Origin of the sequence: Haemophilus parainfluenzae (assembly GCF_003252725.1) — a bacterium.
Lineage (GTDB): Bacteria > Pseudomonadota > Gammaproteobacteria > Enterobacterales > Pasteurellaceae > Haemophilus_D > Haemophilus_D parainfluenzae_L.
Map to the genome: position 1 here is coordinate 23,235 of NZ_QEPO01000002.1, position 13,437 is coordinate 36,671.

General features: G+C 39.9%; 10 protein-coding genes and 1 riboswitch. Of the genes, 9 read left to right on the forward strand and 1 reads right to left on the reverse strand.

Features of this window, described 5'->3' with window-relative positions:
• Nucleotides 1-15: 15 nt before the first annotated feature.
• The gene (gene valS, locus DPV85_RS02810; protein WP_111326949.1) at nucleotides 16-2,880 is read left to right on the forward strand and encodes a valine--tRNA ligase; all 2,865 of its coding nucleotides are present in this window, start codon (nucleotides 16-18) and stop codon (nucleotides 2,878-2,880) included.
• A gap of 80 nt (nucleotides 2,881-2,960) precedes the next feature.
• Here valS and ydiJ read toward each other — a convergent pair whose 3' ends face one another.
• Complete coding sequence (ydiJ, locus tag DPV85_RS02815; protein WP_111326951.1) at nucleotides 2,961-6,038, reverse strand: D-2-hydroxyglutarate dehydrogenase YdiJ; 3,078 nt, start codon at nucleotides 6,036-6,038, stop codon at nucleotides 2,961-2,963.
• Between the two features lie 400 nt (nucleotides 6,039-6,438).
• Here ydiJ and ompA point away from each other — a divergent pair, with 400 nt between their 5' ends.
• The 8 genes from ompA (at nucleotide 6,439) to thiQ (ending at nucleotide 13,370) form a co-directional block, all read left to right on the forward strand.
• Nucleotides 6,439-7,530, forward strand: a complete 1,092-nt coding sequence (gene ompA, locus DPV85_RS02820) for a porin OmpA (RefSeq protein ID WP_111326953.1) — start codon at nucleotides 6,439-6,441, stop codon at nucleotides 7,528-7,530.
• A 101-nt stretch (nucleotides 7,531-7,631) separates the two neighbouring features.
• The gene (locus DPV85_RS02825; protein ID WP_049364356.1) at nucleotides 7,632-8,213 is read left to right on the forward strand and encodes a LemA family protein; all 582 of its coding nucleotides are present in this window, start codon (nucleotides 7,632-7,634) and stop codon (nucleotides 8,211-8,213) included.
• 9 nt (nucleotides 8,214-8,222) lie between these two features.
• Nucleotides 8,223-8,672 carry a TPM domain-containing protein gene (locus DPV85_RS02830; RefSeq protein WP_014065676.1) on the forward strand — a complete coding sequence of 150 codons (450 nt, stop codon included), beginning with the start codon at nucleotides 8,223-8,225 and terminating at the stop codon, nucleotides 8,670-8,672.
• The gene (locus DPV85_RS02835; RefSeq protein WP_049366112.1) at nucleotides 8,665-9,465 is read left to right on the forward strand and encodes a TPM domain-containing protein; all 801 of its coding nucleotides are present in this window, start codon (nucleotides 8,665-8,667) and stop codon (nucleotides 9,463-9,465) included. Before DPV85_RS02830 ends, DPV85_RS02835 begins: the two co-directional genes overlap by 8 nt.
• Nucleotides 9,466-9,540: 75 nt before the next feature.
• Nucleotides 9,541-9,867: a Grx4 family monothiol glutaredoxin gene (gene grxD / locus DPV85_RS02840; protein WP_005699458.1), complete on the forward strand. Its 327-nt coding sequence runs from the start codon at nucleotides 9,541-9,543 to the stop codon at nucleotides 9,865-9,867.
• Between the two features lie 144 nt (nucleotides 9,868-10,011).
• Nucleotides 10,012-10,104: riboswitch (TPP riboswitch) on the forward strand.
• Nucleotides 10,105-10,139: 35 nt separating this feature from the next.
• On the forward strand, nucleotides 10,140-11,138 hold the full coding sequence (gene thiB, locus DPV85_RS02845) for a thiamine ABC transporter substrate binding subunit (protein ID WP_111326955.1): 999 nt from the start codon (nucleotides 10,140-10,142) through the stop codon (nucleotides 11,136-11,138).
• Nucleotides 11,139-11,143: 5 nt separating this feature from the next.
• The gene (gene thiP, locus DPV85_RS02850) at nucleotides 11,144-12,748 is read left to right on the forward strand and encodes a thiamine/thiamine pyrophosphate ABC transporter permease ThiP (RefSeq protein WP_111326957.1); all 1,605 of its coding nucleotides are present in this window, start codon (nucleotides 11,144-11,146) and stop codon (nucleotides 12,746-12,748) included.
• Nucleotides 12,741-13,370, forward strand: coding sequence for a thiamine ABC transporter ATP-binding protein (gene thiQ, locus DPV85_RS02855; RefSeq protein WP_111326959.1), 630 nt, complete (start codon nucleotides 12,741-12,743; stop codon nucleotides 13,368-13,370). The genes thiP and thiQ overlap by 8 nt, the downstream gene beginning before the upstream one ends.
• The last annotated feature ends 67 nt before the right edge of the window (nucleotides 13,371-13,437 follow it).

The following is a 13,437-nucleotide window of genomic DNA, read 5'->3' on the forward strand; positions in this document are numbered from 1 at the left end:
TTAAAGAGAAAATAAATGACACAAAAATTCGAAATGGCAGACCGTTTTAATCCGTCTGCGGTAGAGCAAGCCCTTTATCAACATTGGGAAGAGAGCGGTTATTTTAAACCGTCTGAAAATGAAAACGCACCGAGCTATTGCATTGCAATTCCGCCGCCGAACGTAACAGGTTCTTTGCACATGGGGCACGCTTTCCAACAAACCTTAATGGATACCTTAATCCGTTTTAACCGTATGGAAGGGCATAACACCTTATGGCAAGCGGGGACAGACCATGCGGGTATCGCGACCCAAATGGTGGTAGAGCGTAAAATTGCTGCAGAAGAAGACAAAACGCGCCATGATTATGGTCGTGAAGCGTTCATCAACAAAATTTGGGATTGGAAAGCCTATTCTGGTGGCACAATTAGCCAACAAATGCGCCGTTTAGGTAACTCAATCGACTGGGAACGTGAGCGTTTCACTATGGACGATGGTTTATCCAACGCGGTAAAAGAAGTGTTTGTGCGCTTGCACGAAGAAGGTTTGATTTACCGTGGCAAACGCTTGGTAAACTGGGATCCAAAGCTCCACACCGCAATTTCTGATTTAGAAGTAGAAAACAAAGAGAGCAAAGGTTCTCTTTGGCATTTCCGTTATCCGTTAGCAAACGGTGCAAAAACAGCAGATGGTAAAGATTATTTAGTGGTGGCAACCACACGTCCGGAAACCATGTTGGGCGATACAGCTGTTGCAGTGCATCCTGAAGATGAGCGTTACCAATCTTTAATCGGTAAAACAGTGGTTCTGCCATTGGCAAACCGTGAAATTCCGATTATTGCCGATGAATATGTCGATAGTGAATTTGGTACAGGTGTAGTGAAAATTACCCCTGCGCACGACTTCAACGACTACGAAGTGGGTAAACGTCACAGCTTACCGATGGTTAACGTGTTAACCTTAAACGCAGATATTCGTGATGAAGCAGAAATTATCGGTACTGATGGCAAACCGCTTGCCGGCTATGAAGCAACTATTCCTGAAGATTACCGTGGTTTAGAGCGTTTCGCTGCACGTAAGAAAATCGTGGCAGATTTTGAAGCGCTTGGTTTATTAGACGAAATTAAACCACACGATTTGAAAGTCCCTTATGGTGACCGTGGTGGTGTGCCAATCGAGCCGATGCTAACCGACCAATGGTATGTGAGTGTGAAACCGCTTGCTGATGTAGCGATTAAAGCGGTGGAAGACGGCGAAATCCAATTCGTGCCGAAACAATATGAAAACTTGTACTTCTCTTGGATGCGCGATATTCAAGATTGGTGTATCTCTCGCCAACTTTGGTGGGGACACCGTATTCCAGCGTGGTATGACGCGGAAGGTAATGTGTATGTTGCGCGTAACGAAGAAGAAGTGCGGTCAAAATACAACTTAGATTCTGCGGTTGAACTCAAACAAGATGAAGACGTGTTAGACACGTGGTTCTCATCAGGCTTATGGACATTCTCAACTTTAGGCTGGCCAGAGCAAACTAAAGAACTCAAAATGTTCCACCCAACGGATGTGTTAATCACCGGTTTTGACATCATCTTCTTCTGGGTTGCACGTATGATTATGTTTACGATGCACTTCGTGAAAGATGAAAATGGCAAACCACAAGTACCATTCAAAACCGTGTACGTAACGGGTTTAATCCGTGATGAGCAAGGCCAAAAAATGTCGAAATCGAAAGGTAACGTGCTTGACCCAATCGATATGATTGACGGTATCAGCCTTGACGATTTACTTGAAAAACGCACTGGCAACATGATGCAGCCGCAATTAGCAGAGAAAATTGCTAAAGCAACGCGTAAAGAATTCGCTGAAGGTATTGCCGCTCACGGTACAGACGCATTGCGTTTCACATTAGCGGCATTGGCTTCAAACGGTCGCGATATCAACTGGGATATGAAACGCCTAGAAGGCTACCGTAACTTCTGTAACAAATTGTGGAATGCAAGCCGTTTTGTCTTAACAAATGAAAAATTAGATTTAAGCGAAGGTGAGATCGAATTCTCATTAGCCGATCGTTGGATTCAATCGGAATTTAATCGCACAGTGGAAACTTTCCGTAATTCATTAAGCCAATATCGTTTCGACCTTTGTGCCAATGCGATTTATGAATTCACTTGGAACCAATTCTGTGACTGGTATTTAGAATTGACTAAACCAGTATTTGCCAACGGCAATGCAGCACAAATTCGTGCGACAAGCCAAACCTTGGTTCACGTGTTAGAAAAATTATTACGTTTAGCACATCCGCTCATTCCATTTATTACCGAAGAAATTTGGCAAAAAGTGAAAGGATTCGTGGACATCACTGCTGACAGTATTATGTTACAACCTTTCCCACAAGTGGAAGAAAACGGCTTTGATCCAGAAGCAGAAGCTGAAATTGAGTGGTTAAAAGAAGTGATCGTTGCGGTGCGTAATATTCGAGCAGAAAGCAACATCGCACCAAGCAAAGGCTTAGATCTGTTATTCCGTAATTTAAGCGTAGAAAATGCAAAAATTCTCGAAAAACAGACCGCTCTTTTGAAAGCGATGGCGAAATTAGACAACGTTGAAGTATTAGCCGCAAACGAAACCGCACCACTTTCGGTAGCGAAACTCGTGGGCAATGCTGAATTGCTCGTACCAATGGCTGGCTTTATTAATAAAGAAGCAGAGCTTGTCCGTTTAACCAAAGAGATTGAAAAATATCAAAACGAAGTTAAACGTATCGAAAACAAACTCAGCAATGAAGCTTTCGTGGCTAAAGCGCCAGAAGCTGTTATCGCCAAAGAACGTGAAAAACAAGCAGAATACCAATCTGGATTAGAAAAAATCCAAGAGCAGTATAAAGCAATTGAAGCGTTGTAGTCTTTAAATAAAAAAGCGGTCAGATTTAAAATCTGGCCGCTTTTATTTTCTTCTATATTGTTGTAAGTAGAAAATCTACTCTAGTTATTTAACACTTCAAGCAATGCTTGAACAGGGTGTTTCAAGATGGCTTTTTCATATCGCTTCACTTGGCTACGGCAGGAATAGCCGGTTGCGAGACAATGATTCGGATCTTTACCTTGTAATTTTTTGCCCCAAGATACGTCATAAATATCTTTCGACATGGTTTGATTTTGAACTTCATGACCAAATACACCCGCCATACCACAGCAGCCGACTTTTTCAACATTCAAGGTTTGTCCAAATTGCGCGAAAATATTCTGCCATTCTTTTGGGCTGTTTGGCATAAAGGTGGATTCAGTACAATGAGGGAATAAATGCCACTCAAAAGTGCGGTCAGATTTTGCAATATTTTTCACCGCACTTTGTAATGCGTTACTTTCTAATTGATTGGTCAGCCATTCATGCGCTGTGAGTACATGGAAATCACCGCGAGAATCACCTAATGCTTCTTTATATTCATCACGATAAGAAAGCACAATAGCTGGATCTATGCCGACTAAAGGTACATTTAATTTGGCGACACGATTTAGAAATTCCGCTTGTGTTTTCGCGGTTTTACTAAAGCGAGCTAAAAAACCTTTAATATGCATCGCTTTGCCATTCGGTTTAAAAGGCAGAAGGATTGGTGAGAATCCTAATTTTTGTGTGAGAGCGACAAAATCGCGAACGACTTTGGCATCGTAATAAGAGGTATAGGGATCTTGTACAATAAATAGCATCTTCGCTTTTTCTGTGTCACTGAGACCTTCCAATTCTTCTAATTTTTTGCCTTGGTAGCCAATTTCCACTAATTGCTGTTGAAGGTTAGGCTCTGAAAGGAGAGGCAAATCAGTCATGCCAAGCGTTTTTTCAACCAAGCTTTGAGTAACTTTCAGTTTGGTGAAATAATTGAATAATGCCGGTTGTTTCGCCATATAAGGTGCAGCAACTTCTAAATTCGCCACAAGATGATCTTTGGCTGGGCGCAAATAGCGACGGTGGTAGAAATGGAAAAATTTCGCACGGAAACTTGGTACATCAATTTTAATTGGGCATTGGCTTGCACAGGCTTTACAAGCCAGACAAGTATCCATTGCCGCTTTTACTTCATGTGAGAAGTCATATTCACCACGCCATTTCTGCACGCTATTGCGGAAACGTTCCACAAGTGCGGTCAGTTTTACTTGCGTTTTATGAAAATCTAATTGATCAGGCGATACGTTTTCATTGGCCATTAATCGCAGCCACTCACGCACCATAGCGGCTCGTCCTTTTGGCGAGAATACGCGATTTTTACTCACTTTCATGGAAGGACACATAATGCTATGCTCATCAAAGTTAAAGCAAAGTCCGTTACCGTTACAATTCATCGCACCTTTGAATTCATCTCGCATTTGAATTGGGATTTGGCGATCATTGTCAGCACGCATTGGCGAGAGAATCGAATAGAGTTTCGCATCGCTATTAAGTGGCGTACAGATTTTGCCTGGGTTGAGGCGATTATTTGGGTCAAATAAGAACTTCACATAACGCAATTCTTGCCAAAGTTCGGGAGTGAAGAATTTTTCTCCATAATGAGAACGTACGCCTTTACCGTGTTCACCCCATAGCAAACCGCCGTATTTCACGGTGAGTTCTGCCACTTCATCTGAAATTTGTTTAAAGAGTTTGACTTGTTCTTTATCGCATAGGTCTAAAGCAGGGCGAACGTGCAATACGCCAGCATCCACATGGCCAAACATCCCATATTGCAGATTGTGGCTATCTAATAAGGCTCTAAACTCTGCAATGTAATCTGCAAGATGTTCTGGTGGCACACAGGTATCTTCCACAAAAGGAATCGGTTTGGCAGCGCCTTTCGCATTCCCCAATAGCCCCACCGCTTTTTTACGCATGGCGTAAATACGTTCAATAGAAGGCAAGTCAGAACAAAGTTGATAGCCGATAATATGATCTTTGCCTTGTGCAATTTTTTCATCTAATTGCTGACAAAGTGCGGTCACTTGGCTGTCGATTTTGGCTTGATTGTTGCCCGCATATTCCACAATGTTTAAACCCAGAATTGGATTTTGTTCTTCTTCTGTTAAAAGTTCTTTTACCGAATGCCAAATAATATCTTGCTTAGCTAGGTTCAGCACTTTGGAATCGACGGTTTCAACGGAAAGAGCATTAGCTTTCACCATAAAAGGCGCATTGCGAAGGGCAGCATCAAATGAGCTGTACTTCACATTAATTAAGGTACGATATTTCGGAATCGGCAATAAATTGAGTTTGGCTTCGCAGATAAACGCAAGTGAACCTTCTGACCCCGTTAAAATTCGGGTGAGATTAAATTCACTTTCATCTTTATTAAAGACATTCTTAAGATCGTAACCGGTGAGAAAGCGATTGAGTTGTGGTAAATCTTGAATGATTGAGGCGCGTTTCTCTTTGCAACGTTGGAAAATCGTTTGATGTAACGCTTTACCATTTTCTGAAAGCGGGTAGTTTTCTAAAACATCGTTAGATTTGACCGCACTTGTATCTAATATTTCACCGTTCATTAAAACAGAACGTAATGCTAAAACATGATCAGAGGTTTTGCCGTATTGTAATGAACCTTGACCAGAAGCATCGGTATTAATCATGCCACCGAGGGTTGCTCGATTACTGGTGGAGAGCTCTGGTGCAAAGAATAATCCGTGTGGTTTTAGAAAATGGTTGAGTTGGTCTTTTACGACGCCTGCCTGAACGCGAACCCAGCGTTCTTCTATATTAAGCTCTAAAATGCTCGTCATGTGGCGAGAGAGATCGACAATAATGTTGTTATTTATAGATTGTCCATTGGTACCCGTGCCGCCACCGCGAGGTGTAAAGGTTAGATGAAGGTATTTCTCTTTATTGGCTAATTTGGTGATACGTACTACATCGGCAACAGATTTAGGGAATAAAATAGCCTGAGGAAGCTGCTGATAGACGCTGTTATCTGTCGCAAGACTTAAACGGTCAGCATAATTTGAGGCAATATCACCTTCAAAATGCTGCTTTTGGAGTTCGCTAAGATAATCACTTACCATGTTATTAAGTTGTGGCACATTAGAAAGACGGGGCAACATAAAATCACTCACCTATATAATAGAGAAGAAAGTGAATTTGATGATATATGAAGCTCAAAAAAAAGTCGATTTCAACAAAAGATATTTTTTGTTAGAATAGAAATCGGGTTAAAAAGTAACCCGATTTTTGTGAACAAATGTTCATTTTAGGGGTTATTTGTCTATAAAGTAACCAAAAAGGGCAAAAAAAGTTTGATCTTTGGTATTTTTATAGGATAATAACCATACTTTTGAACGTTCCTTTGGCTATGGCAAAGGAATTGAATTTGTCAAAAGGATAAGTTAGGGCAAATTCAAAACCCTAGTTAAGCAACGTTTAGAGTGTTTCTTTTTTATAAAGTTCACAATAAACAAGGAAACTTTTCTTATTAATAACGATGACTAAATAGAGGACATCAAAATGAAAAAAACTGCAATCGCATTAGTCGTTGCTGGTTTAGCAGCAGCTTCTGTAGCTCAAGCAGCTCCACAAGAAAATACTTTCTATGCAGGTGCTAAAGTTGGTCAAGCTTCTTTCCACGATGGTATCAAAGCTAATGCAGGTAAAGCATTAAACTTTGGTGAAGGTTACCACCGTAACTCTGTTACATATGGTGTATTTGGTGGTTATCAAATCTTAAACCGTGATAACTTAGGTTTAGCGGTAGAATTGGGTTATGACGATTTTGGTCGTGCTAAATTCCGTACAGCTGGTAAAACTGACTTTAAACACACTAACCACGGTGCACACTTAAGCTTTAAAGGTAGCTACGGTCTTGGTGGTTTAACTTCTGCTTTAGAAGGCTTAGATGTTTATGGTCGTGTTGGTGCAGCTTTAGTACGTTCAGACTATAAAGATTACGATGCAACTACTGGTGCACGTGATCACAAAGAAGGTCGTCACAGCTTACGCGTTTCTCCAGTGTTCGCTGCTGGTTTCGAATATGCATTACCTTCATTACCAGAGTTAGCATTACGTTTAGAATACCAATGGTTAGCTCGCGTAGGTAAATACCGTACTCAAGATACACACAATAGTTCTCAAGACTACAACCCATGGATCGGTTCTATCAACGCTGGTTTATCTTACCGTTTCGGTCAAGGTGCTGCTCCAGTTGTTGCACCTGAAGTTGTAAGCAAAACTTTCAACTTAAGCTCTGATGTAACTTTCGCTTTCGGTAAAGCTAACTTAAAACCACAAGCTAAAGCAACTTTAGACGGTATCTATGGTGAAATCGCTCAAGTTAACAACGCTAACGTAGCTGTTGCTGGTTATACAGACCGTATCGGTAAAGATGCACCAAACTTAAAATTATCACAACGTCGTGCAGACTCTGTAGCTAACTACTTAGTAGCTAAAGGTGTTCCAGCTCAAAACATTTCTGCAGTTGGTCACGGTAAAGCTAACCCAGTTACAGGTTCTACTTGTGACGCGGTTAAAGGTCGTAAAGCACTTATCGCTTGTTTAGCACCAGACCGTCGTGTTGAAATCGCAGTTAACGGTACTAAATAATTTTATTTAGTTATCCATTAACGGATTAACATTAGAAGACCTAAACTTCGGTTTAGGTCTTTTCTTATATAAATTAAACCTATAATTGAAGGAATTTTTGAATGAAAAAGTGGATTATCTTGATTATTATTGCCGTTGCTGCAGGTTTTGGCTTAATGTCTAGCTACAATGGCTTAGTAAAAGCAGAAACTGAAATTGATTCTGTTTGGGCAAATGTTGAATCATCTTATCAACGTCGTGCTGATTTAATTCCAAACTTAGTGAATACTGTAAAAGGTCAAGCTAATTTTGAACAACAGACATTAACCAATGTAATCGAAGCTCGCGCAAAAGCGACACAAACTAAAATTGATCCGTCTAATTTAACGGAAGAACAATTAAACGAATTCCAACAAAACCAAAATCAAGTAGGTTCAGCATTATCTCGTTTACTCGTTACTGTAGAACAATATCCACAATTAAAAGCGAACGAAGGCTTTATGAACTTACAAGCGCAACTTGAAGGTACTGAAAACCGTATCAATGTCGCTCGTAATAAATTTAATGAAGCAGCGCGTATTTATAATGAAAAAGTACGTCAATTCCCAACTAAATTAGCGGCAATGATTTTTGGTTTTAAAGCTAAACCTTACTTTAAATCAGCTGCAGGCGCTGAAAACGCACCGACTGTAAACTTTAACTAAGGTTTATCTATGCCATTCTTTTCCAGAATTCCGGTAGATAAAAAGCAAATCGAGGCGGCGATTAGTCGCCTCGAAAGCTTAAGTTCGGCTGAGTTACGTGTTTATATTGAACGCAAAGTACCAAAGGCTTCAGCACAACTGTCTGCAATGGAACGAGCTTTAGAAGTCTTTGATGAACTGGAAATGCATAAAACAGCGGCACAAAATGCCGTGTTGATTTATGTGGGATATAAAAATCATCTTTGTGCAATCGTAGGTGATAAAGGAATTCATCAATTTGTTGATGTGGCTTATTGGCAGTTACAATGCGATTTAATGATTGAGCAGTTTAAACAAAAAGCTTATACACAAGGCATTGTCGATGCGATTGATCGTATCAGTGATATTTTATCTCGCCATTTCCCTATTCAGCCTGATGATGTGAATGAATTATCTAATGAGGTAATTATTAATGGCTAAGCTTTTATCTTTTATGAAAAGTGCGGTTGTTTTTAGCCTTGTTTTTTTTGCTCAAATGGTTGTTGCGGCAGAATTTCCGCCTGCACCAAATCCTTTCCATTACATAAACGATTACACCAACACACTTTCATCAGAACATAAGCAAATTTTAGAAAATAAACTGATTGCTTATAGTAAAGAAACGAGTTCACAAATCGCTGTTGTTTTGGTTCCGACAACCGGTGAATATGAAATTGCTGATTATACCTTTGCTTTAGGTGATAAATGGGGTATTGGGCGTAAAAATCTGAACAATGGCGTGTTGATGCTGATTGCGAAAAATGATCGCAAAGTTTTTATCGCAACAGGGCAAGGTTTAGAAGGCGTACTGCCGGATGCTTTTTTATCGCAAGTCATCCGTTCGGCAATTTTGCCACAATTTAAACAAGGTCAATATGCCCAAGGTATTAATGATGGCTTAAACCAAATTATTGCGGCAAGTAAAGGCGAGTTTGATGCGGCACAAGTTGAAGAAGATGCGTTCGATAAGTACATCCCATTCTTAATGGTATTGGCATTTATTGCTATTGTATTATTTGGTGAATTCCAATATCACAAAGATGAAGTATATATTAGCCCGAATCAACGTGACCAACTGAATAAAATCATTCGTCAAAGTACGATTTCTCGTCGCCGTGGTGGCGGTTCCGGTTTCGGAGGCGGATTTGGTGGAGGCTTCGGTGGAGGTGGTTCTTCCGGTGGTGGCTTTGGTGGCGGTGGCTTTGGCGGCGGCGGAGCTGGTGGAAGTTGGTAAGACCAAGTCTTTCACTCAGGTTCTATCTTATGCTAGAATAGCGCCCTATTCATATTTATTTGAACAAGGAACATTATGGAAACGTTAGACAAAATCAAAAAACAAATCGCTGAAAACCCAATTTTAATTTACATGAAAGGTTCACCAAAATTACCTTCTTGTGGTTTCTCTGCACGTGCATCTGAAGCATTAATGAATTGCAAAGTGCCTTTCGGCTATGTTGATATTCTTCAACACCCAGATATTCGTGCTGAATTACCGGCTTATGCAAACTGGCCAACTTTCCCACAATTATGGGTAGAAGGTGAGTTAATTGGTGGTTGTGATATTATTTTAGAAATGTATCAAGCTGGCGAACTTCAAACCTTATTAAGCGAAGTAGCGGCTAAACATCAAGCTTAATTGACGATAGATTACCAAGATAAACCTGCTTTTTAGCAGGTTTTCTTTTGCTCAAAAAATGATAAACCTGTTATAAAAATGTGATCAGATTAACATTTTTAAATGAAATAACTTGTTGATTAAATTTCCTTAAGATAGACTACATCGCGTTAGTCGGGGTGCCTCTATTAATGGCTGAGAAACACCCGTGAACCTGAAACAGATAATGCTGGCGTAGGAAACTAATTATCTCATTATGCTGTTTCGTTATGCAAAAATAAGGAGAACGCATAATGAACAAAACACTTCCCATTTTAACCGCACTTTTTACCGCTTCTGCTCTCGCACAAGCTGCACCTCAAACATTAGATGTTTATACTTATGATTCATTTAGTGCTGATTGGAGTGCCGGACCAAAAGTTAAAGCAGCTTTTGAACAACAATTCCCACAATGTAAGCTGAATTATGTAGCTTTTGACAATAACGGCACCTTGTTTAACCGTGTTCGTCTAGAAGGTAAAAAAATTAAGGCGGATGTCGTGCTCGGTTTAGATAGTTATCAAATTGAGGATGCACAAAAACTCAATATTTTTGAGCCAAATAAAGTGGATTTAAGCCAGTTACGTTTACCAATTAAATGGGAAAATCACACGTTCTTACCATTTGATTATGCGCAATATGCGTTTATTTATGATAAAAATAAACTGGCTAATCCACCAAAGAGCTTAAAAGAATTAGTTGAGCGTCAAGATCTTAAAGTGTTATATCAAGATCCACGTACAAGCAGTATTGGACGTGGTTTATTACTTTGGATGAATGTAGTTTATCCAGAAGCAGATGTCGCAAATGCCTGGAAGACCCTTTCTAAACATACGGTCACGGTCACCAAAGGTTGGACTGAGTCTTATGGGGCCTTCTTAAAAGGCGAAGGGGATGTGGTTTTAAGCGTCAATACTTCACCGATTTACCATATTCTTTCTGAACAAAAAGACAATTATGTGGCAACGGAATTTGCAGAGGGTAGCGTATTACAAGTTGAAGTGGCAGCAAAAGTCGCTAACCGTAATAATGCCTGTGCGGATGAATTTTTAGGCTTCCTACTTTCACCGCAAGCTCAAGCGGATATTGCTAAAAATAATGTCATGTTACCCGTGGTAGAGACCAATATCGAAAGTCACATTGATGCGCTTAATTCTCGCGCAAAATCAATGCGTATTTTAGATACCACAACGGTAACAAGTGAGCAGCTGAAAGGCTGGATCAATCAATGGCAAAAAGCTTTATCTAAGTAGTATTAATGAGCTTATTGCAACATCCGCATTTTCGTCCACGCCATTATTTGGGCGGAAGTGCGGTCATTTTTTTCATTGTTTTACTCTATGGATTTTCACTTTCTGCTGTTTTTTCAGTTGGAAGTGATTATGCCTTATCTGATTTCTTAAAAGACGATTATTTGCATCAAGTTATCGCCTTTAGTGTCGGTCAGGCATTATTATCTGCCTTGCTTTCTAGCATAATTGGTATGTTATTTGCGCGTGCTTTTTTCTATTTAGATTTCAAAGGCAAATCGCTCATTTTACGCATTTTTTCCCTCACCTTTGTTTTGCCAGCATTACTGGCTATTTTCGGTTTGATTGGGATTTATGGCACGGCAGGTTGGCTAACACAAGTGCTACAAACCTTAGGTATTTCGTGGAAACCCTCCATTTATGGTTTAAGCGGCATTCTCATTGCCCATTTATTTTTTAATATTCCCTTAGCTGCCCGAATGAGTTTACAGGCTTTGCAAAGTGTACCGACCGAACAGCATCAACTCGCGGCACAATTGAATATCAAAGGTTTCACATTTTTTCATTTAATTGAATGGCCTTATTTGAAAAGCCAAATAGTCTCTGCCTTTGTGCTGATTTTTATGCTATGTTTCACCAGTTTTACGATAGTGTTGGCACTGGGTGGCGGGCCACAAAATAGCACGCTAGAAGTTGCGATTTACCAAGCCATTTTCTTTGAATTTGATTTACCCAAAGCCGCACTTTTTGCGCTTGTGCAATTTGCGTTTTGTTTTGCGTTATTTTCACTTTCACAATATTGGGCAAAAGCACCTGAAACGCAGATTTCACAACGTTATCGCTGGGTTTTGCCTTCTTCAAGTGCGGTCAAGTTTGGACATGTTTTTGTCTTATTCTCGGTGTGCTTATTTATTCTAACTCCCTTATTCAATATTGTTTTTCAAGGTTTATCTGCAACTCAATTATTTGGCTATTGGCAAAATCCACAATTATGGAAAGCGCTTGCTTATTCATTAACCATGGCTCCGACTGCAGGGATTTTATCGGTATTATTTGGATTTTTCTTATTATTGCTTTCACGGCAACTACAATGGTTATATCACCCCAAATTAGCCCACTTAATTTTAACGGGGGGCATGATGATTTTAGCCATTCCGACGATTGTTTTAGCAGTCGGCTTATTCCTTTGGTTACAAGATATTGATTTTTCAGCAGGGCATTTGTTTGTAGTGGTATCGGTTTGCAATGCCTTGGCTGCCTTGCCATTTGTGATCAAAATTCTCAATTCACCAATGAATCAATCGATGCAATATTATGAAAAACTCTGTTTATCGCTGAATATTACAGGCTGGCAGCGTTTTCGTTTAATTGAATATCCGCTACTAAAAGCCCCGTTGAAATATGCCTTGGCGCTCGCAACGACTTTATCACTCGGTGATTTTACAGCGATAGCCTTATTTGGTAGCCCTGATTTTACTTCTTTGCCTCATTTGCTTTATCAACAAATCGGGCAATATCGAAGCCAAGAAGCGGCAGTGACGGCATTGATTTTATTGGGCTTATGTTTAGGTTTATTTATGTTTATTGAAGGGCAGAAGGAACAACATGATTAAATTAAATAATGTGGTCTTCAATTATCAATCCATGCCGATGGTGTTTGATTTACAGATTCAAGCACAAGAAAAAGTCGCCATCATTGGTGAAAGTGGTGCAGGAAAAAGTACCTTACTGAATTTAATTGCCGGCTTTGAATATGCCGATAGTGGGGAGATTTGGCTCAATGGTGAAAATCATACCAAAACAGCACCTTTTGAACGCCCGGTTTCCATGCTGTTTCAGGAAAACAATCTCTTTACTCATCTTTCCCTAGAAGAGAATATCGCTTTAGGTTTAAAACCGAATTTAGCTTTAAATGCAGAAGAAAAAGCACTTGTAGAACAAGCTGCAAATGCGGTCAATTTACAGGATTTTTTAACGAGAAAACCGACCGCACTTTCAGGCGGGCAAAAACAGCGTGTGGCATTGGCGCGCTGTTTGCTACGAGATAAACCCATTTTATTATTGGATGAGCCTTTTTCAGCTCTTGATCCTAAATTACGCATTGAAATGCAGGATTTAATGGATCAATTATGTGAAGAGAAAAAGCTCACCATGTTATTGGTGACACATCAACCCAAAGAAATTGAACGGCATATTGATCGAGTGATTGAAATTCATCAAGGAAAAGTGATCTGATCTCTTTTTATCATATTGCAGAGTAATATGCTCAACTTAATAAAAGCGACATAGCTTAAACGAGGAA

Coding starts and splice junctions, on each gene's coding strand:
- valS (WP_111326949.1), top strand. CDS start 16: ATGACACAAAAATTCGAAATGGCAGACCGTTTTAATCCGTCTGCGGTA.
- ydiJ (WP_111326951.1), bottom strand. CDS start 6,038: ATGTTGCCCCGTCTTTCTAATGTGCCACAACTTAATAACATGGTAAGT.
- ompA (WP_111326953.1), top strand. CDS start 6,439: ATGAAAAAAACTGCAATCGCATTAGTCGTTGCTGGTTTAGCAGCAGCT.
- DPV85_RS02825 (WP_049364356.1), top strand. CDS start 7,632: ATGAAAAAGTGGATTATCTTGATTATTATTGCCGTTGCTGCAGGTTTT.
- DPV85_RS02830 (WP_014065676.1), top strand. CDS start 8,223: ATGCCATTCTTTTCCAGAATTCCGGTAGATAAAAAGCAAATCGAGGCG.
- DPV85_RS02835 (WP_049366112.1), top strand. CDS start 8,665: ATGGCTAAGCTTTTATCTTTTATGAAAAGTGCGGTTGTTTTTAGCCTT.
- grxD (WP_005699458.1), top strand. CDS start 9,541: ATGGAAACGTTAGACAAAATCAAAAAACAAATCGCTGAAAACCCAATT.
- thiB (WP_111326955.1), top strand. CDS start 10,140: ATGAACAAAACACTTCCCATTTTAACCGCACTTTTTACCGCTTCTGCT.
- thiP (WP_111326957.1), top strand. CDS start 11,144: ATGAGCTTATTGCAACATCCGCATTTTCGTCCACGCCATTATTTGGGC.
- thiQ (WP_111326959.1), top strand. CDS start 12,741: ATGATTAAATTAAATAATGTGGTCTTCAATTATCAATCCATGCCGATG.